The 17,658-nt window shown below is 67.8% G+C and carries 19 protein-coding genes and 1 other RNA gene; 11 read left to right on the top strand and 9 right to left on the bottom strand.

The genetic code is table 11. The features are described from left to right. Positions 1-63 precede the first annotated feature (63 nt). Positions 64-1,608 carry an alpha/beta hydrolase gene (locus tag ACFWPH_RS31115; RefSeq protein ID WP_378755800.1) on the bottom strand — a complete coding sequence of 515 codons (1,545 nt, stop codon included), beginning with the start codon at positions 1,606-1,608 and terminating at the stop codon, positions 64-66. A gap of 166 nt (positions 1,609-1,774) precedes the next feature. Between ACFWPH_RS31115 and panB the strand changes: the two genes are divergently transcribed. From panB to ACFWPH_RS31095, 4 genes are all read left to right on the top strand, one after another. Then, entirely contained in the window at positions 1,775-2,644 is an 870-nt protein-coding gene (gene panB / locus ACFWPH_RS31110) for a 3-methyl-2-oxobutanoate hydroxymethyltransferase (RefSeq protein ID WP_378755874.1), read from the top strand. Between the two features lie 90 nt (positions 2,645-2,734). Next, positions 2,735-3,202, top strand: coding sequence for a hypothetical protein (locus ACFWPH_RS31105; RefSeq protein WP_378755799.1), 468 nt, complete (start codon positions 2,735-2,737; stop codon positions 3,200-3,202). Next, positions 3,202-4,164 carry a prolyl aminopeptidase gene (gene pip / locus ACFWPH_RS31100; RefSeq protein WP_378755873.1) on the top strand — a complete coding sequence of 321 codons (963 nt, stop codon included), beginning with the start codon at positions 3,202-3,204 and terminating at the stop codon, positions 4,162-4,164. Before ACFWPH_RS31105 ends, pip begins: the two co-directional genes overlap by 1 nt. Next, on the top strand, positions 4,164-5,045 hold the full coding sequence (locus ACFWPH_RS31095; protein ID WP_378755798.1) for a CHAD domain-containing protein: 882 nt from the start codon (positions 4,164-4,166) through the stop codon (positions 5,043-5,045). Before pip ends, ACFWPH_RS31095 begins: the two co-directional genes overlap by 1 nt. 92 nt (positions 5,046-5,137) lie before the next feature. On the opposite strand, the gene ACFWPH_RS31090 is transcribed toward ACFWPH_RS31095, so the two are convergent. Further along, on the bottom strand, positions 5,138-5,476 hold the full coding sequence (locus ACFWPH_RS31090; protein ID WP_378755796.1) for a hypothetical protein: 339 nt from the start codon (positions 5,474-5,476) through the stop codon (positions 5,138-5,140). A 381-nt stretch (positions 5,477-5,857) separates the two neighbouring features. Between ACFWPH_RS31090 and ACFWPH_RS31085 the strand changes: the two genes are divergently transcribed. Next, the gene (locus tag ACFWPH_RS31085) at positions 5,858-6,241 is read left to right on the top strand and encodes a hypothetical protein (RefSeq protein WP_378755795.1); all 384 of its coding nucleotides are present in this window, start codon (positions 5,858-5,860) and stop codon (positions 6,239-6,241) included. A gap of 98 nt (positions 6,242-6,339) precedes the next feature. Here ACFWPH_RS31085 and ACFWPH_RS31080 read toward each other — a convergent pair whose 3' ends face one another. Then, the gene (locus ACFWPH_RS31080; RefSeq protein WP_378755794.1) at positions 6,340-7,170 is read right to left on the bottom strand and encodes an SDR family oxidoreductase; all 831 of its coding nucleotides are present in this window, start codon (positions 7,168-7,170) and stop codon (positions 6,340-6,342) included. A gap of 266 nt (positions 7,171-7,436) precedes the next feature. Between ACFWPH_RS31080 and ACFWPH_RS31075 the strand changes: the two genes are divergently transcribed. Continuing rightward, positions 7,437-7,835: a hypothetical protein gene (locus ACFWPH_RS31075; RefSeq protein ID WP_378755793.1), complete on the top strand. Its 399-nt coding sequence runs from the start codon at positions 7,437-7,439 to the stop codon at positions 7,833-7,835. 217 nt (positions 7,836-8,052) lie between these two features. Here the strand turns inward: ACFWPH_RS31075 and rnpB are convergent. Together rnpB and ACFWPH_RS31065 are read right to left on the bottom strand one after the other, a co-directional pair. Continuing rightward, positions 8,053-8,468: RNase P RNA component class A (rnpB, locus tag ACFWPH_RS31070), an RNA gene on the bottom strand. 53 nt (positions 8,469-8,521) lie between these two features. Next, entirely contained in the window at positions 8,522-9,151 is a 630-nt protein-coding gene (locus ACFWPH_RS31065) for a TetR/AcrR family transcriptional regulator (RefSeq protein ID WP_378755791.1), read from the bottom strand. A gap of 37 nt (positions 9,152-9,188) precedes the next feature. Between ACFWPH_RS31065 and ACFWPH_RS31060 the strand changes: the two genes are divergently transcribed. Together ACFWPH_RS31060 and ACFWPH_RS31055 are read left to right on the top strand one after the other, a co-directional pair. Beyond that, positions 9,189-9,917, top strand: a complete 729-nt coding sequence (locus ACFWPH_RS31060) for a 2-oxoglutarate/malate transporter (protein WP_378755790.1) — start codon at positions 9,189-9,191, stop codon at positions 9,915-9,917. Positions 9,918-9,956: 39 nt separating this feature from the next. Continuing rightward, the gene (locus ACFWPH_RS31055) at positions 9,957-10,844 is read left to right on the top strand and encodes an alpha/beta hydrolase (RefSeq protein WP_378755789.1); all 888 of its coding nucleotides are present in this window, start codon (positions 9,957-9,959) and stop codon (positions 10,842-10,844) included. A gap of 81 nt (positions 10,845-10,925) precedes the next feature. Here the strand turns inward: ACFWPH_RS31055 and ACFWPH_RS31050 are convergent, their stop codons facing one another. Continuing rightward, a complete protein-coding gene (locus ACFWPH_RS31050) occupies positions 10,926-11,582 on the bottom strand; it encodes a DUF4870 domain-containing protein (RefSeq protein ID WP_378755788.1) in 657 nt (218 codons plus the stop codon). A gap of 176 nt (positions 11,583-11,758) precedes the next feature. Further along, positions 11,759-13,252, bottom strand: a complete 1,494-nt coding sequence (locus ACFWPH_RS31045) for an MDR family MFS transporter (protein ID WP_378755786.1) — start codon at positions 13,250-13,252, stop codon at positions 11,759-11,761. Between the two features lie 117 nt (positions 13,253-13,369). Between ACFWPH_RS31045 and ACFWPH_RS31040 the strand changes: the two genes are divergently transcribed. Both ACFWPH_RS31040 and fabG read left to right on the top strand, forming a co-directional pair. Continuing rightward, a complete protein-coding gene (locus ACFWPH_RS31040; RefSeq protein WP_378755785.1) occupies positions 13,370-13,987 on the top strand; it encodes a TetR family transcriptional regulator in 618 nt (205 codons plus the stop codon). Between the two features lie 168 nt (positions 13,988-14,155). Continuing rightward, positions 14,156-14,908, top strand: coding sequence for a 3-oxoacyl-ACP reductase FabG (gene fabG / locus ACFWPH_RS31035; protein ID WP_378755784.1), 753 nt, complete (start codon positions 14,156-14,158; stop codon positions 14,906-14,908). 81 nt (positions 14,909-14,989) lie between these two features. Here fabG and ACFWPH_RS31030 read toward each other — a convergent pair whose 3' ends face one another. Both ACFWPH_RS31030 and ACFWPH_RS31025 read right to left on the bottom strand, forming a co-directional pair. After that, positions 14,990-15,958, bottom strand: coding sequence for an MsnO8 family LLM class oxidoreductase (locus ACFWPH_RS31030; protein WP_378755783.1), 969 nt, complete (start codon positions 15,956-15,958; stop codon positions 14,990-14,992). 36 nt (positions 15,959-15,994) lie between these two features. Next, the gene (locus ACFWPH_RS31025; protein WP_378755781.1) at positions 15,995-16,975 is read right to left on the bottom strand and encodes an alpha/beta hydrolase family protein; all 981 of its coding nucleotides are present in this window, start codon (positions 16,973-16,975) and stop codon (positions 15,995-15,997) included. A 68-nt stretch (positions 16,976-17,043) separates the two neighbouring features. On the opposite strand from ACFWPH_RS31025, the gene ACFWPH_RS31020 reads away from it, so the two are divergent. Continuing rightward, entirely contained in the window at positions 17,044-17,613 is a 570-nt protein-coding gene (locus ACFWPH_RS31020; protein WP_378755780.1) for a helix-turn-helix domain-containing protein, read from the top strand. Positions 17,614-17,658 lie beyond the last annotated feature (45 nt).

Raw genomic sequence — 17,658 nt, 5'->3', positions numbered from 1 at the left:
TTAAATCCGTGTTACATGGCGTGCTGCGCTGTGTGTCGGCTCGTCGGCGCGGCTGAATCCCGCTCAGCAGCGAAGGCCCTCGGGCGGCGATTTCAGGTCGACCAGATAGTTGATCACCGCATCGTCGACGCAGGTCGCGCCGCCGTTGAACACCACAGTGTGGCTATCGCCCTCATGGGTGATCAAGGCCGCGCCGAGTTGCCCGGCCAGATCCACGCCCGCCTGATAGGGCGTCGCCGGATCGCCTGTGGTGGACACCACCACGGTCTGCGGCAGGCCTTCCACGGAAATCTCGTGCGGTTGGCTGGTGTTCGGGACCGGCCAGCCCGCGCACAGTTCCAGCGGCGCCGCGCCGGTACCGCGGCCGTCGTCCAGGAAGGGAGCCGCCTCGCGATATTCGGTGTCCTGGCGCCCGGCGACGGCCGGATCGGTAACCCGGGGGTCGTCGACGCAGCGGATCGCGTTGAAGGCATCGGTCAGGTTGCTGTAGCTGCCGTCGTCGCGGCGGCCGTTGTACATATCGGCGAGCTGCAGCAGGGTATCGCCGCGACCGTGGCTCAGTTCGGTGAGCGCGACGGTGAGCACCGGCCAGAAATCGGCGCTGTAGAGGGTCTGCTGGACGCCGGTGATGGCATCGTCGTAGCTGAGGCCGCGGGGATCGGTGGTGGCCGCGGGGGTATCCCACAGGGGGTCCACCAGCTCCCGGAAACGCGGAATCACCTGGGCGGGGTCGGTACCGAGCGGACAGTCCGCCGAGGTCACGCAGTCCGCGGCATAGGCGTCGAAGGCCTGCTGGAACCCGGCCGCCTGCCGCAGCGATTCCGCGACCGGGTCCTGCGTCGGGTCGATGGCGCCGTCGAGGACCATCGCCCGCACATTGCCCGGGAACTTCTCCGCATACGCCGTGCCGAGCCGCGTGCCGTAGGAGTAACCCAGATAGTTGAGCTTCGGATCGCCCAGTACCGCGCGGATGACGTCCATATCCTGCACGACCTCGCGGGTGCCGATATGAGCGAGCAGGTCCGCGCCGGTGCGCGCCATACAGCGATCGGCGTATTCGCGGTTCTCGGCCTCGTCGGCGGCGATCCCCTCGGGCGTGTTCGGCTCGGGTGTTTCGGCGCGTTCGGCATCGGCCTCCTGCGGGGTCAGGCAGGTCACCGCCGGAGTGGACGCGCCGACCCCGCGCGGATCGAAACCCACCCGGTCGAATCGTTCGGCCACCGGCGTGCCGCCGCCGATCGTGGCGGTGGACAGTCCCGACATCCCCGGCCCGCCCGGGTTGAGCAGCAGCGACCCGATCTTCGAGCCGGTCGCACGCAGCCGCGACAGCGCCAGTTGCGCGGTCGGTCCGTCCGGGTCGGCGTAGTCGATCGGCACCTCGATGCGCGCGCACTGCGCCGCCGGCGGCAGGCTCTCCCCCGGCGCGACGTACCCGGCGCAGGATTCCCATTGCGGGACCTGTTCGTAGAAGCGGGTCAGCTCCGCGGGGACGGGCGCCGGTGGCGCCGTCGCCACCTCTTGCTCCTCCGCGCATCCCGCGACGAGGATCGCCACCGCCGCCAGCACACCCGCCGGCACTCCACACCACCCACTCCGCACCGGCGCCATGCTAGCGCCACCAGCGCCGACACCCGTGGATGTGACCAACCGCACCAGGTCGCGGGGTTAGTTCCGGCTCCGCCGCGGGTGCACACTGGTAGGCGTCACACCCACCCGGGGACCCGGTCAGGGCCTCGAGGAGACGAAAGGGACGATGATGTCCGAATCATCAGCCATGTCCGATTCCGCCGCGGAAACTCCCGCCTACGGTGCCGCGAAATCTCCCGGCGCGGATTCCGCGAAACCGGCCCGCCGGCCGACCCGCGTCCAGCATCTCCAGCAGATGAAGGCGACGGGCGAACGCTGGGCCATGCTCACCGCCTACGACTACTCCACCGCCCGCCTGTTCGAAGAGGCCGGGATCCCGGTCCTGCTGATCGGCGATTCGGCCGCCAATGTGGTGTACGGGTACGACACCACCGTGCCCATCACCACCGATGAGCTGATCCCGCTGGTCCGCGGCGTGGTGCGGGGTGCCCCGCACGCCTTGGTGGTCGCCGACCTCCCGTTCGGCAGCTACGAGAGCTCCCCCGAACAGGCGCTCGCGACCGCCACCCGGTTCATGAAGGAGGGTGGCGCGCATGCGGTGAAACTGGAGGGCGGCGAACGCGTCGCCGATCAGATCGCCCTGCTCACCGCCGCCGGTATCCCGGTGATGGCGCATATCGGGTTCACCCCGCAGAGTGTGAACACCCTCGGCGGGTTCCGGGTCCAGGGCCGCGGCGCGGGCGCCGAAGGCCTGCTGACCGACGCGATCGCGGTACAGGCCGCGGGCGCGTTCTCGGTGGTGATGGAGATGGTGCCCGCCGACGTCGCCGGCCAGGTCACCCGGAAGCTGACCATCCCGACCATCGGTATCGGCGCCGGTGCCGACTGCGATGCCCAGGTGCTGGTGTGGCAGGACATGGCCGGGTACACCAGCGGGAAAACCGCGAAGTTCGTGAAGCGGTTCGCCACTGTGGGTGACGATCTGCGCACGGCGGCCGCCGCGTACGCCGACGAGGTGCGCAGCGGTACTTTCCCGGGGCCTGAGCACAGCTTCTGAGCCCGCGTCCGGGCCGGAGCGGCTTCCCACCTCTGCCGGAGATGGCAAACTCGGTGTCGAGAAGTTTTCGACTCGAGTACAGAGGTACTGATGCGGCAACGCGCGTGGACAACCGTTCGGACGGCACGGGGCGCCCTGATGGTGGTGGGAGTGTGCGGGGCGGCACTGCTCACCGCATGTGGTGGTGTGCAGACCGGTTCACCGGCCACAAGCGATCCCTCCACTTCCACCACCACGACCGCGACCGCCGCGCCGACCGGCACCAGCGCCGCACCCGCCACTCCCCTCGAGGTTTCGGACAAAGCCGCGCAGAATCTGTGCGACATGATGGAACCGGAGCTGTCGAACTGGCGGGTCCAGGGGCCGACGATCGGCCGGATCGGTTTGAACCTGATGGCGCACGAGTGGGCGCTGACCAACGGTGTGGGAAATCAGCAACTGCTGGGTGATACGGCGGTTGTCGACCGGACCACCTCCGCCGCCTGCCCGGATGTGCGGACCCAGGCCCTCGAGGCGCTGGAGCTGCCCGAACTGGCAGCCGGCGTGCTGACGCTGTGATGCGCACGCTGTATCCCCCGATCGAACCGTACGACCGGGGCCTGCTCGAGGTCGGCGACGGCCAGAGGATCTATTGGGAGACATGCGGCAACCCGGCCGGTAAGTCCGCGGTGTTCCTGCACGGCGGCCCGGGCGGCGGCACCTCCGCGCTCAACCGCCGCTACTTCGATCCCGAGCGCTACCGGATCGTGCTGCTGGATCAGCGCGGCTGCGGGAATTCCACCCCGCATATCGCCGACGGCGCCGATCTGTCGGTGAACACCACGGCGCACCTGATCGCCGATATCGAGGCGGTGCGTGCCGAACTCGGTATCGAACGGTGGCTGGTCTTCGGCGGTTCCTGGGGTTCGACCCTGTCGCTGGCCTACGCGCAGAAGTATCCGCACCGCGTGACCGAACTGGTGTTGCGCGGGATATTCCTGCTGCGCCGCAAGGAAATCGACTGGTACTACAACGGCAGCGCGGGATACGTGTACCCGGACGAATGGGAGAAGTTCCTCGCCCCGGTCCCCGCCTCCGAACGCGACGGTGACCTGGTGGAGGCCTACCACCGGTTACTGCATTCCGCCGACCCGGAAGTCGCGACCGCGGCCGCCGTCGCCTGGTCCACCTGGGAAGCCGCGACCAGTTCGCTGCGCCCCGACCCCGAACGTACGGCCGATGCCGGCGACCCGCGTTTCGCGCTCGCCTTCGCCCGGATCGAGAACCACTATTTCCGGCACGGCGGTTTCCTCGACGAGGGACAACTGCTGCGCGATATCGATGCGATAACCCATATTCCGGGAATCATCGTGCAGGGCCGCCACGATATCGTCTGCCCGGCGGTCAGCGCCTGGGACCTGCACCGCGCCTGGCCGCATTCGCGGCTGCGGATCGTCGACGATGCCGGGCATTCGGCCACCGAACCCGGAATCGTGCACCACCTCGTCGAGGCCACCGATACCTTCGCGGCGGTACCCTGATGAGCTCGGAACCCGGCACGGCCGGGGCCGCACTCACCGCCGCACTACGCGCCGATATCGAACGGTTGCTCGCGGCCGAACCGGAAGTTCGTGCCGACGCGGACGATTCGGTGCACCAGATGCGGGTCGCGACGCGGCGGCTGCGCAGTGTCCTGCGCTCGTACAAGCGGCTACTCGACCCCGATGCGGCCAGCCGTGTGCGCACCGAATTGGCCTGGCTCGCGGGAATTCTGGGGGTCGCCCGGGATGCGGAGGTCCGCGGCGCCCGGTTCGCCGACCTCCTCGAACGGTATGCCGAAAAGGATTGTGCCGCATTGAAGCCCACGCGCAAACGGCTGGTCCGGGCGGAGCGCGACCGCTACCTCGCCGCACACGGCGCGGTACTCACCGCCCTGGACAGCACCCGCTACCGGGCTGTCCGCAGCGAGTTGAAGAAGTGGCGTAAGCGCCCACCGCTGCGCACCTCGGTGAGCGCGTCGCCCGCGGCCGAGGTTTTCGACGCCGTCCTGCGGGCCGACCGTAAACGGGTGCGCCGCCTGGTGCGCGCCGAACCGACCGCGGCACCCACCGACCGGGTCGAACTGCTGCACGATATCCGCAAGAGCGCCAAGCGATTACGGTACTCCTGCGAGGCGGCGGAAGCCGTGCTGGGCGAGTTCGCCGCGGACTTGGGCGGGCGGGCCAAACATCTGCAGACCGTACTCGGCGATCACCGCGACGCGGTCGAATCGTATGACGCCCTGCACGCGCACGCCGCCGCCGCGCACGCCGCCGGTGAGGACACCCACCTGTACGAAACCCTCGCCGATGCCGAGGACACCGCGGCCGGCCGCTGCCTGGCCCGGTATCCGGCGGCCGCGGCAGCCATCGACAAGTCCTGAGCCGACCGCTCCACGATCACCCATCGAAGACAGACGGCTCGGGCCGGCACCGAGATCCGGTACCGGCCCGAGCCGCGAAAAGCGTTGCCGCGCTACTGCACCGCCAGCATCGACCCGTTCAGTTCATGCAGCGGACCGAACACGGTGAAAACCACCCGACCGTTCGGCTGCGCCGACGACACCGCCGCGGCCGCGTCCAGCGCCATCCCGAACGAGGGAGCCGACGGATGCGGGATAGCCGCGAGCATATGCCCGAAATTGCTGTTGTGCACCCACTGGGTGTCCCCGGGGCTGAGGTCGACCCGCACCCCACCGACATCGGGCATCGGTGTCACCGCGACCGCACCGGCCGAACCGGCGCCCACGGTGGCGAGAACGGATGCGGCCCCGGCGATGAAGGCTCCGGCTGCCAAGGTACGTGCTACCCGCATATGTGATGTGACCTGTCTTCGATAGGTATGAATCGGCTCGACGGCGCATTCGAGGGCGACGGCGAGCCTGCCGACGCGCATACCTTATGACGCCGATCACCCTTTATGCCACCTCTGCACAAATCTCTCGCGAAAAGTTCGCCCCTCCCCCGCAACTGCTACTGTGGCGAACCGTAAGCGTTCAACGAATCCGAGTTGGAGTTTCCTCACGTATGTCCACTCTCATCTATGACTATCTGCTCCCCCTCGTCGGCCCGCAGCAGGCCACCGCACTGGCGCAGATGTTCGTCGTCGGACCCACGGCCTGATCGGCCACTGGGTGAACATCGCCCCCCGCCCGGCGGGGGACGGTGTCCACCTCGTGGAGTTACCATCCGGGCCGTGAAAAGACCCTCATTTCTGTTGCCCGCCGCCCTCGTCGTGCTCGCGATCGCCGCGACCGGCTGCCAGAGCGATAGCGCGGAGGCGGAAACCGCCGCGACCTCGTCGGTCGCGAACCCCGATACCGCGAAAATCGACCAGGTCAAGGCCGGTTCGTTCGTCATCGGCTTCCGCGGCGCCTTCCCCGGGCTGGCCGAGGGCCGCGACGACGCCGCGATCACCGCGATCTTCACCGAGACCTGTGCCGATATCCGGTCGGGTACGCCCGAGGACGAGGCCACCGCCGCGCTCACCGAACGCCTCGATACCGGCAGGACTACGCCGGCACCACAGGAGACCGACGCCGTCTATCAGATGGTCGCGGCGATGTGCGGGCAGCAGTAACAACAGCCCGTACCGGGCTTTCGGATCGATACCCGGAACGGGCTCGGACCGAAATCAGCGGTCCGAATTACCCGGAAAGGGCGGAAATCCCGCTTTGCTCAATCCCGCGCCCCGGAATCCGGGCCGAAAATCCCGGAAGCGTAGCGTGCCGCCCATTCGGCGAAGGTCATCGCCGGGCGGCCGGTGATTTCTTCGGCGATCCGGTTCGCCGGCAAGGTGATCCCGTCCAAGCCGGTGAGCACATTGTCGACGTACCAGGTGGCAGTATCGCCCATCGTCGGGGTGAGTACCCGGATCGTCTCCTCGCGGGTTGCCTGCAGGAATTCGAGCTCCCGGCCCAGTGCGGACGCCAGCTGGGCCAGCAGTTGCGCCCGGGTGAGTTTCTCCGGGCCGGTCAATGAATAGGCGCGGCCGATATGGTCGTCGCCGGTCAGCGCCGCGGCGGCCACGGCCGCGATATCGTCCATGGCGATCGGGGTGCTGCCGGCGTCGGGGTCGGGTTCACGGACCGCACCGGTCTCCCGGATCTGGCGCGCCCAGATCTCGGTGTTCTCCATGAAATCCCCGGGCCACAGATGCGTCCACGCCAGGCCGCTCGCCTCGACCGCGTTCGAGACCGTGCCCCACCAGCTGTCGGGCTCGCCGGACAGATCGACGATATGACGCACCCCCGCACCCCTCGCCAGCGCGACCACTTCCTCCACGGTGTCCGGCGCCGGCGCCAGGTACATCCGTTCGACGCCGTCGAGTGCGGCGCGCAGAGTTTCCGGTTTGCGGACATACCCGCGAAAGGCCGCAACCCCCTCCGGCAGCGCCGCCTTCTCCGGATTCACGGTCAGCGCGCGAATATCCCCCACGCCGCGGGCCAGCAGTTCGTCGACGACCTTCCGGCCGATATTGCCGGTTGCCCCGGTCACCAGAATCGTCATACATCCCTCCCGTCCCCACGATTTGCCGACGGCGACTGTAATGCGCGCAGGTTCTGCTGTCCAACCCCTATTTTCTGGGACACCCCGGGTAGTAACCCCCGGACCGGCCGGCGCGACTACACAGACAACCGCGTCGTTGCAGCGCATCGACAGGTTACCCGGCGGACCCACGGACCCTCGAAGCCCAGGCGTCCGCCACCGAAACCGACCCGCCCGAACCGAAGCGGCCGCAGCTCCGGCGAAGGCTCAGCCCCGAGGAAGTTCCGATGAGCTATATCGACATCCTGGTCCGCCTGCAGAGCACGGACCATCGGATCCTCATGGACCGGGCAGCCGTGAAGGGCCGCACCGTCACCGAGCTGGCAACCGAGGTGTTGCGGGCCGGTATCCACAGCCGGGCCCGGGAAGCCCGCGAAGCCGCCTGGGACGAGTACCGCACAACCCGCCGGATCGATGCTGCCGAGGCGGACGCGATGCGGACGGCGTTTGTCGCGGGCTGGGAAACAGCCCACGGAAGAGCCGGAACCGCATCCGTACGCCGGCCGCGTAACCGGGCCGCCACCACAACCGATCCGGAGGGCAGTACCACCACCATGCGCAAGCTGCCCTCCGCCCGGGCCGCCGCACCGGTCACCCATACCCCCCGGGTCAGCCGGATGCGGTGACACAACGTCACCACACGCATGCACTCTCGAGCTGTCGACCCAGCCCTGGATCGGGACCTGCTGTCACCGCCCCGTGTCCCCTGTGTCCCGTCGTCGCCCGGGGCCCACGGTGTGCCTGCCGCCCGAGTCGCCGAGCGCCGGCCCCGGCGGAAGACCGGTTCGGAAATGCCGGTTTCAGTGGGCAGTAGCCCGCTGTGATCATGGGATGTTCCGGGCGCGGATGAGCCGGCCTGTAAGCCGGATCCTGTCCCCGGTTCGCACCGGGTGGCGGCCATCCATCTGGGCACACCGTCGCCGGGTACCTCGAGCGGTCCACCCGCAGGCTCGGGCGAGCAGCCCTCGAACACCTGCGCAACCGCACCATAGGGTGCGGCCTTCGACCTTGCTCCGGGCGGGGTTTACCGAGCCGCCCCGGTCACCCGGGGCGCTGGTGCGCTCTTACCGCACCGTTTCACCCTTACCGCGCGGCCCTGACGGGCCACGGGCGGTCTGTTTTCTGTGGCACTGTCCCGCGGGTCGCCCCGGGTTGCCGTTAGCAACCGCCCTGCTCTGTGGAGTCCGGACTTTCCTCGGCGCCCGGCGTGACACCCTGCGAGTGTCCGTCCCCGGCGCCGCGACCGCCCGGCCGGCTCATCCGCCGCACACGATACTCGCTGCCGGCCCCGGCTCCCGCCCCGCCCAGTCGATCACATGGGCGTCAGCAGTTCCCGCACCAGGGCCGTGCCCCACCAGCGCTCGACCCGGTCCGGGGCCCACCCGCGCTCGCCGGTCAGCACGGTGAACACGTCGATATTGCAGAGTGCGGCGTAGATATCGACGGCCTCGTCCACGGTGAGACGGGGGCGCAGCACACCGTCCGGCCATCCGGAGAACACCTGGATGCGGGTCTCGTCGGCGCGGTGGCGGCCGTCGCGGTACTCGCGCGCGAGTTCGGGTTCGGCGCGGCCCGCCTCCCGCAGCAGCACGATGACATCTCCGGCCCGTTCGAACAGCCGGCGGTCGTACCCGGCCATGGCCGCCAGCTGCGCGGCCGGGCCGGGCGCGGCTTCCAGTTCGGTGATCATGCGCGGGAGGTCGCCGGAGAGGTCCGCGGCGGCGGCAAGGGCCCGGGTGAGCCCCGTCTTGTTGCCGTATGCCGCATACACCGTGGGTACGGAGACGCCGGCGGCCTTGGCGACCTCGCGCACCGTCGTAGCCTCCCAGCCTCGCGTGACGAAGAGTTCGCGGGCGCAGCGGGCGATCTGCGCGGTGGTCTCCTGGGCCTGCGCGGTTCGGCGCAGCGAATCGTATCGGCGCCGGTCGGGCTCGCCGTCCATGGTTCCCCTTTCGGTTTACACACCTTATATTGAATATATGTCCAGAAAATCCTTCGACGCCGTGGTCGCCCAGCGAACCGCCGGCGCGGCGGGAATCGGCTTCGCACTGCTCATCGTCGCCGCCAATCTCGTCCTCGTACCCGCCGGAATGCCCTCGCCCGGTTCGTCCACCGACGAGGCGACCGAATTCTTCCTCTCCACCGACCAGCCCACCATCGCGATCTCGGCACTACTACCTGCCGTATGGGCCCTGGCAACCCTGTTCGCCGCAGGCGCGCTGGCGGCGGTCCTATCTGCAGGCGGCCGGACCGCCTGGGCCTACGCCGGTTTCGCCGGAGTACTGCTGCAGAACGCCACCTTCACCGTCGTGGTCGCGATCCGCCTGGCAATGACGACGGTCGGCGATCCGGCGAGTATCGGCACCCTGTGGGCGCTGCACGAAGCGGTATTCGGATTCAACGGCACGTTCCTGGCACTGGCCATGTTCGGTCTCGGCACGGCCGGATTCACCGCCGGCCTGCTCACCCGGTGGCAGCTGGTACTCGGAACCGTCGCGGCCTGCCTGCAATTCGCCTCCGCGACCCTCACGCCGCTGATCGTCACCGGTCACGGCACCCTCTCTCTGCTCGGATTGGCCGGCTGGCTGCTGTGGGCGGTGTGGCTCACCGGCTACGGAATCACCCTGATCCGTTCCGCCGGGCACACCCCCCACGGCCCCGCGGCCACGACCCCGGCCGGTCGCGGCACCGGCGCCCACCCGGACTGACAACTTCGGCGAAACAACACCTCGGTACCGTCACTGATCATGGAGCGTGTGGAGGTCGGCTTCCCGTCGGGAGGTCAGAAATGTGCCGGCTGGCTGTACCAACCGGCCGGTCCGCCCAAGCCCCGCCCCATCGTGGTGATGGGGCACGGACTGGGTGCGAACCGGGAAATGGGTCTGGATCGGTACGCGCGGCGGTTCGCCGCCGCGGGAATGGGGGTATTGGTATTCGATTACCGGCATTTCGGTAGCAGTGACGGCGAACCGCGGCAAACGGTCAATATCGCGCGGCAGCGCGAGGACTGGACCTCCGCCATCGCCTACGCGCGGACCCTGCGGGGTTTCGACGCCACGCGGATCGCGCTGTGGGGGACGTCGCTGGGTGGCGGTCATGCGCTGGCCGTGGCACCCGACGATGCCTATATCGCGGCGGTCGTGGCACAGGCGCCGTTCGTCAGCGGATTCTCCTCGGCGCTGGCGAAGGGGCCCATCAGCTTGGTCAAAGTGGGCACCCTGGCCATCACGGATGCGCTGTTCGGCACGATCTTTCGTAAGCCGGTCCAGGTCCGGCTCGCCGGGCGGAAACGCGCCGCGGCGATGGCGACCGGGACGCAGGTGCCGGCCGGGTTCGGCCGCTTGGCCGAAGAGAGTCCGGCCTACCGGCCGAAGATACCGGCGCGCGCGGCCTTTCCGCTGCTGTTCGACCGGCCGGGCCGGCATGCCAAAGATCTGAAGATGCCGGTGCTGTATGCCCTGTGCGACCAGGATTCGATCACACCAGTGAAACCCGCACTACGCGCCGCCGGGAAAACCAAACACGCCCAGGTGAAGCGCTATCCCGCCGGGCATTTCGATATCTATTTCGACGATCTGTTCGAGCAGACCGTCCACGACCAGACCGAGTTCCTGACCGCGGTACTACGGCCGTGAAAAGCGCCGCGGTACCGGGCAACTGCGCCGTACCGGTACCGCGGCCGGGGTGCGGGCCGGCGAACACCGGCCCGCATCCACTCATTTCACGAACGAGACATTGATCGGGTACTTGTACTCCTCGCCCTTGTTGGCCGCGATACCGGCCATGATCGCGAAGACCAGTCCCAGGATCCAGACGATCGGCAGCAGGATGAGCCCGATCAGGATGATCGACAGCAACGCCGACACCATCATGCTGATGAACAGCAGGATCTGGAAGTTCAACGCGTGCACCGCATGGCGGCGGACGAACTCGTCACGGTCTTTGTACATCAGCCAGACGATCAACGGCGCGATCCAGCCGAGCAGGATACTGCCCAGATGCGCCAGCATGGCCCACATCTTCGCATCGGCGGGCGATACCGGAGCCCCCACCGGAACACCGTAGGGCTGCTGCCCCGGGTAGGCATAACCCTGCTGCGGCGCACCGAACTGCGGCTGCCCACCGAAATCCGGCTGCGACGGATACGGCTGGCCCTGCGGATATTGCTGCCCCTGCTGCGGGAATTGCTGCCCCTGCGGGAACTGCTGACCCGGCGCGTACTGCTGGCCGGACGGATACTGCTCCCCCGCTGCGAACTGCTGCCCCGGTGGGTACTGCTGCCCCGATGCGTACTGCTGGCCGGGCGGGTACTGCTGTCCCGGCGGGTACTGCTGCCCTTTGGACAGGTCGAAGGGCGGCTGAGGATCGGTCATCACATTCCAAACTTGCAGGCGACAGGACTTCCCGAGCATAAGGGCGCGAACGTGCCTACGGGAGTGCGGGTTTCCCACACCTAGGTGAATTGCGTAGTACCCCGGAATTCCGGTACCAGGGAATTCCGGGGTACTGCGACGCCCATTACGCCACTGACCTCGCTACGTCACTGTCCTCAGTGCGCCACCTTTGTCAATGGGTCGCTCTCTTCGGTCACGCCCTGCTGCTTCGGTGAGCGAACCATCGCTGCCGCCGCGATCAACACCAGCGACAGCACGGCCGCAACCAAGAAGGCGGTGTGCACACCGTCGGCGGCAGCCGCGATCGGCGCAGCGCCCTCGCCGAGCGCCGATTCGGTACCGCGGGTCATCAGCGTGATGAACAGCGCGGTCCCGGCCGCACCCGCGACCTGTTGCACGGTGCTCACGGTCGCACTGCCGTGGGAGTACAGCTCGGGCGGCAGCGAGCCCAGCGCCGAGGTCATCAACGGTGTCAACCCGCAGCTGATGCCCGCACTCACGATCACATGCGCGGTGATCACCAGCGCGATCGAGGAATTCTCGTCGAGGGTGGCCAGAATCCAGCAACCGGCACTCAGGGCCATGGTGCCGGGCAGTACCAGCGGCCGGGCACCCCACCGGTCGAACAGGGCCCCGACCCCCGGGGCCAGCAAACCCATGACCAGTCCACCGGGCAGGAGGACCAGCCCGGTCGTGAGGACGTCCTTGCCGAGCACGTTCTGCAGGTACATCGGCAGGATGATGAGTGCGCCGAACAGGCTCAGCATCAGGCACGCCATCAGGATGACGGCGAGCCGGAAGGGGCCGACCGCGAACGTTCGCAGATCCAGCAGCGCCCGGCCCCGGTCCACCAGTTTCAGCTGGCGCGCGATGAAGAGCGCCAGCGCGGCCGCACCGACCGTGAGCGATACCCACGGCGGGATCGGCGCATGGCCGGAGGCCGATTCGCCGATACTGCTCAATCCGAAGACGAGACCGCCGAATCCGAGTGCCGCCAGCGGTACGGAGAGGTAGTCGAGATGCGCCTTGCGCGGTTCGGTCACATTGCGGATGAACGCTCCGCCCAGTACCAGCGCCAGGACTGCAAACGGCAGCACGATCCAGAACATCGCCCGCCAGCTCAGGGACTGCAGGATGAGCCCGGACACGGTGGGCCCGACGGCCGGGGCCACCGAGATCACAATCGACACCAGCCCCATCGTCTTACCACGCGACCGCTCGGGCACCAGGTTGAGAATGGTCGTCATCAGCAACGGGATCATCAGCGCCGTACCCACGGCCTGCACGATCCGTCCCATGAGCAGAACTTCGAATCCGGGCGCCAGCGCCGCGATCACTGTGCCGCCGCTGAACAGCGACATCGCGGCGATATAGATCGCGCGCAACGCGAACCGCTGGAGGATGAAACCGGTCGTGGGGATCACGATCGCCATGGTCAGCAGGAAGCCGCTGGTCAGCCACTGCGCGGTGGCCGCGCTGATCTCGAGGTCCACCATCAGGGTCGGCAGGGCCACGCTGAGGATGGTCTCGTTGAGGATTACGACGAACGCCGCGACGAGCAGGATCCCGATCAGCAGGAACGCCCCCGGGGCACGCCCGCCGGCGTGGTCTGTGTCGTCGGTTGTCGTCGCCACCGAGTTGTCTGTCACGTGGGTTTATCCGCTCGATAGTGCCGCTGTTACCGAGCCACCCTAACAAAAATGACAGTCGCTGACATATTGGCATTGATTGCCCCGCCGCGACCGCGAGGAAGTACCCTGTGGCCCGTGCTCTCTGCTACGCCGCCCCTCGACTTGCGTGCGCGCCGCCGGAACGCCACCCGTATCGAGATCCGGGAGGCCGCCCTCGCCCTGTTCGAACGGCAGGGCGTCGACCACACCACCAGCGAGGAGATCGCCCGCGCGGCAGGTATTTCCCAGCGGACGTTCTTCCGCTACTTCGCGACCAAGGAAGAATGCGTCCTGTTCGACTCGTTCGGTTTCGACGAGGCCGTGCACGGCTGCCTCGAAACCGCGGATATGCAATCACTGTCGCTCACCGATATGGAGACCGCGATCGAGCAGGTGATGGAGGGCATCCGCAACGACGAACAGAGCGAAGTCGCCGCGACCGCCCTACGGATCCAGAAACTGGTCTCGGCCGACGCCGCTCTCAGCAAGGCCGCCGTCGCCCATTACGCCGACAACGCCAAACGTTCGATGACGCTCATCGAAGGACGGTGCCCGGCCGCCGACCGGTCCCGGGTGCGGACGATCGTCCAGGTCGCACAGCTCTCGGTGCAGCTCGCGTGCGAGGAATGGGTCGAGGCCTGCGCGCCGGGCGGCGGCAATTCCGACCTGGCCTCGATCTACCGCACCGTCTGCGCCCGCATCCGCACACTCTGACCACCGGATCGGTACGCACGTAGCGGTACGAGCCGCCGACCGCGCCGGACACTGTCCGACCCGTACAGCATCACCGGAGAGATCTTGTTCCGGCACCCCCTCGCTCCCGGCCCGCGCACGTTGTTAGATGGCGTAAGAACTACCGCCCACAGGAGAGGATTCGAACGTATGGCCGACAGGATCGCAGTGGTATCCGGCGCCGCCCGGGGAATCGGGGCCGCCATCGCCAAACGGCTGGCCTCCGACGGGATGAAAGTCGGGGTCCTCGACCTCGACGAAACCGCCTGCGCCGACACGGTTTCGGCGATCACCGCCGCCGGCGGGCAGGCACTCGCACTCGGCGCCGATGTGAGCAAAGAGGATTCGGTGAACGCCGCGGTCGAGCGATTGGCCGCCGAACTCGGCGAACCCACCGTGGTGGTCAACAATGCCGGCGTCCTGCGCGACAACCTGCTGTTCAAGATGAGCGTCGACGACTGGGACACCGTGCTCGGCGTGCATCTGCGCGGTGCCTTCTTGCTCACCCGGGCCACCCAGAAGTACATGGTCGAGCAGAAGTGGGGTCGTATCGTCAACATGTCCAGCACTTCGGCGCAGGGCAACCGCGGCCAGGTCAACTACTCCGCGGCCAAGGCCGGTATGCAGGGCTTCACCAAAACCCTGGCCTTCGAACTGGGCAAATACGGTGTCACCGCCAATGCCATCGCGCCCGGTTTCATCGTCACCGATATGACCGCCGCGACCGCCGCCCGGGTCGGCGTCGATTTCGAGGACTTCCAGAAGGCCGCTGCCGCGCAGATCCCGGTACAGCGGGTGGGCCGGCCGGAGGATATCGCGAACACCGCTTCGTTCTTGGTCAGCGAGGGAGCGGGATTCGTGTCCGGGCAGGTCATCTATGTGGCGGGCGGACCGCAGGACTGAGGTCGTCCCGGCGGGGTGGTATCCGGTACAACCGCACCATCCCGCCGGCCCCGGCAACGGCAGCTGGTCCACCCGGGTTTGCTATCGATTCTGTAGCGAGGCGAGGAACTCGTCGGTTTTCCGGACGTCGCCGCGATCGTAGGCACTCACACTCGCGAGGATCTCGGAGGCGCCGGTTCGCTCGAGAATGTTCGTGAGCGCATCGGCCACCAGGTCAGGTGTGCCCGAAACGGCCGCGGCCATCCAACCGTTCACAGCATCGACCTTCTTCGTACGCGCACTACCGAGCATCCGCCGCACGTCTTCGACAGGTTGCAGTGCACGAAACTCCCCGACGTCGCGGGAATCGGCGAAGGCCCAGGCCTCGGGCAGCAGAAGATCGCGGGCGCGCTCGGCGGTCTCCGCAACGGAGATATCGATACTCACCATCAGGTACGGATCAGGTGTGTGGGCGCTGGGACGAAAGTCCCGGAAATAGGCGTCGATCGCCTTCGGCTCCCGAAGAAGCGGACCGCCTATCACCACGGGCAGCCCCCTCTCGGCAGCCAGAGACAGCCCGTCCTTGATGGCGAGCAGGAACACCGGCGGCGGCTCCACCCTCGGCCGGACCGTGATATCGGCGTCTCCGTTCAGATAGGAGCGGATCTCCGCGATATCGGCCTCGTACTCGCCCGCACGCAAGGTCGTACGCCCCAGTGCCCGGCGGACCGGAGCCGTGAACCCCAGCGAACCACCGAGCCCGATATCGACCCGGCCCGGATAGAGCGCCTCGAGCATGAGCGCCTGCTCCGCGACCACCAGCGGACTGTGATTGGGGACCATGATCCCGCCGGTGCCGAGCCGGATATTGCGGGTGCGGGCCCCGATCGCCGCGAGCAGCAAGGTCGGGGCCGCGCCGGCGATCCCCGGTACCGCATGATGTTCCGCAGTCCAGAATCGCTCGAAGCCGAGCTCGTCCGCCCGCACCGCGCGTTCCACCGTGGTGGCCACGGCGGCGGCATCGGACTCGCCGCTACGTGTCCGTGCGCGGTCCAGCAGGGAGATCCGCATCAGTCCTCCTCAACGTCCCTGCTGTGGGGCAACGCATCAGCCGTGCGATCTCATCCACTCGGCAATATCGGCCACGACCTCCGGGTCCACATGGTGCGGTCGCATGTAGTCCGCGGGCATCGACGGGCCGGTCCCGGGGAAGAGCATGTGGTCGTCGGCCGGATAGGTGCGGGTCGTGATCCCCGGGCGTCCGGCCAGGCCGGCCCGCCATCCGGCCAGATCGCCCTCCACGGTGACCTGATAGTCGCGTTCGCCCTGCATGAACAGCATGGGGACGTCCAGCGCCGCGGCCACCGCCACCGGGTCGTAGGCACGCATATCCAGCCAATACGGGGCGGGCATCCCGAACGGTAACTGCTCGCTGGGTGTGGTAGGCGAAAGTTCCGGGCTGTCCACCAGTTTCGCGTGTTCGGTGGCGGTCTCCACGGTGGGTAGGACCGCAGCGGTCGCCGGATCGACCCGGGTCAGATGGTCGATGACGCGAACCATCGACCACTGGATCGGTACTGTGTCGCCGGCGAGGACGACCAGGCCGGCCGCCGCGGGTTCGGCGGCGGCCACGCGCGGCGCGAATCTGCCGCCCATGCTGTGCCCGACCACGAAGACACGGTCACCGTCGACCGTTGGCCGACCGCGCAGTATCTCGATGCCGGCGACAGCATGCGGAACGTATTCGTCGGTCGGCGTGAATCCGGGAGTGGCGGCGATCCGGTCGCGGTGTGTGTAGGTGACTTTGTCGAAGCGCAGCACTGCCACACCACGACTGGCCAGCCCCCACGCAATGTCCTTCAGGTTCTTGTTCGGACCCGCTGTGCCGTCCCGGTCGAACGGTCCACCACCGGCCAGCAGCACGGCCGCCGGAAACGGCCCCTCCCCGCAGGGCAGGGCGACGGTGCCCGGCACAGCCGACGGACCCGAGCCCACCGTCACCTCCTGCTCGACGAACGAATCCGGGTCCGCATACGCCGGCGGCTGCCATATTTCGGTATCCGCAACAGCCGGTTCGACTGAATCCATGACGGCCTCCACACCGATCATCCATTCTCAACTTTGCGAACAGTATCACGAGTGAGAAAATAGCCCTCATGGATTCCCTGGAGCTGCTGGCGCATCCGGTGCGATTACGGATCGTGCACGCCCTGTCCGGCGGACAGACCTGCACCACCACCCAGCTGTGCGCCCGCCTGACCGGCGTATCGAAGGCGACCGTCTATCGCCACGTCGATCTACTCACCACCGCCGGCGTGCTCGAGGTCGCCGACGAACACCGGGTGCGCGGCGCCGTGGAACGCGCCTACCGCCTACGCCGGGACCGCGCCACCATCGACGCGGACACGATGGCATCGGCGACCCCCGACGACCACCGCGCGGTATTCGCCGCCGCCATGGCCACCCTGCTCGCCGAATTCAACTCCTATCTCGATCGCCCGGACGCCGACCCCGGTGCCGACCTGGTCGGATACCGACAGCACGGGGTATGGCTCTCCCCCACGGAAGTTGCGGAGCTGATCGACGAACTTCGCACAGCAATCCTTCCACGCCTCAGCAATTCGCCCACCCCCGAACGCGCACAATATCTCCTGAGCCCGATCCTGTTCCCGGCCGGCGGGAGCCTCGAAATCCAGCCGCAGGAACCGTCGGAACCCCAGAACTGACAACCGCGGCCGACCGGCCAGGCGCTGTCGCCGCAGTAATCCAAG

It is taken from the genome of Nocardia sp. NPDC058499, from assembly GCF_042719915.1.
Classification (GTDB): domain Bacteria; phylum Actinomycetota; class Actinomycetes; order Mycobacteriales; family Mycobacteriaceae; genus Nocardia.
The sequence above is the reverse complement of the archived record's forward strand: the minus strand, read 5'-3'. Positions and strand labels throughout refer to the sequence as shown.

Bases quoted from the DNA above. Each gene is read 5' to 3' on its own strand.
- ACFWPH_RS31065 (WP_378755791.1), bottom strand. From the start codon at position 9,151: ATGGACGGCGAGCCCGACCGGCGCCGATACGATTCGCTGCGCCGAACC.
- ACFWPH_RS31050 (WP_378755788.1), bottom strand. From the start codon at position 11,582: ATGACCGATCCTCAGCCGCCCTTCGACCTGTCCAAAGGGCAGCAGTAC.
- ACFWPH_RS31020 (WP_378755780.1), top strand. From the start codon at position 17,044: ATGGATTCCCTGGAGCTGCTGGCGCATCCGGTGCGATTACGGATCGTG.
- ACFWPH_RS31080 (WP_378755794.1), bottom strand. From the start codon at position 7,170: ATGACGATTCTGGTGACCGGGGCAACCGGCAATATCGGCCGGAAGGTC.
- ACFWPH_RS31075 (WP_378755793.1), top strand. From the start codon at position 7,437: ATGAGCTATATCGACATCCTGGTCCGCCTGCAGAGCACGGACCATCGG.
- ACFWPH_RS31105 (WP_378755799.1), top strand. From the start codon at position 2,735: ATGCGGCAACGCGCGTGGACAACCGTTCGGACGGCACGGGGCGCCCTG.
- ACFWPH_RS31055 (WP_378755789.1), top strand. From the start codon at position 9,957: ATGGAGCGTGTGGAGGTCGGCTTCCCGTCGGGAGGTCAGAAATGTGCC.
- ACFWPH_RS31060 (WP_378755790.1), top strand. From the start codon at position 9,189: ATGTCCAGAAAATCCTTCGACGCCGTGGTCGCCCAGCGAACCGCCGGC.
- ACFWPH_RS31095 (WP_378755798.1), top strand. From the start codon at position 4,164: ATGAGCTCGGAACCCGGCACGGCCGGGGCCGCACTCACCGCCGCACTA.
- ACFWPH_RS31025 (WP_378755781.1), bottom strand. From the start codon at position 16,975: ATGGATTCAGTCGAACCGGCTGTTGCGGATACCGAAATATGGCAGCCG.
- fabG (WP_378755784.1), top strand. From the start codon at position 14,156: ATGGCCGACAGGATCGCAGTGGTATCCGGCGCCGCCCGGGGAATCGGG.
- panB (WP_378755874.1), top strand. From the start codon at position 1,775: ATGTCCGATTCCGCCGCGGAAACTCCCGCCTACGGTGCCGCGAAATCT.
- pip (WP_378755873.1), top strand. From the start codon at position 3,202: ATGCGCACGCTGTATCCCCCGATCGAACCGTACGACCGGGGCCTGCTC.
- ACFWPH_RS31030 (WP_378755783.1), bottom strand. From the start codon at position 15,958: ATGCGGATCTCCCTGCTGGACCGCGCACGGACACGTAGCGGCGAGTCC.
- ACFWPH_RS31115 (WP_378755800.1), bottom strand. From the start codon at position 1,608: ATGGCGCCGGTGCGGAGTGGGTGGTGTGGAGTGCCGGCGGGTGTGCTG.
- ACFWPH_RS31090 (WP_378755796.1), bottom strand. From the start codon at position 5,476: ATGCGGGTAGCACGTACCTTGGCAGCCGGAGCCTTCATCGCCGGGGCC.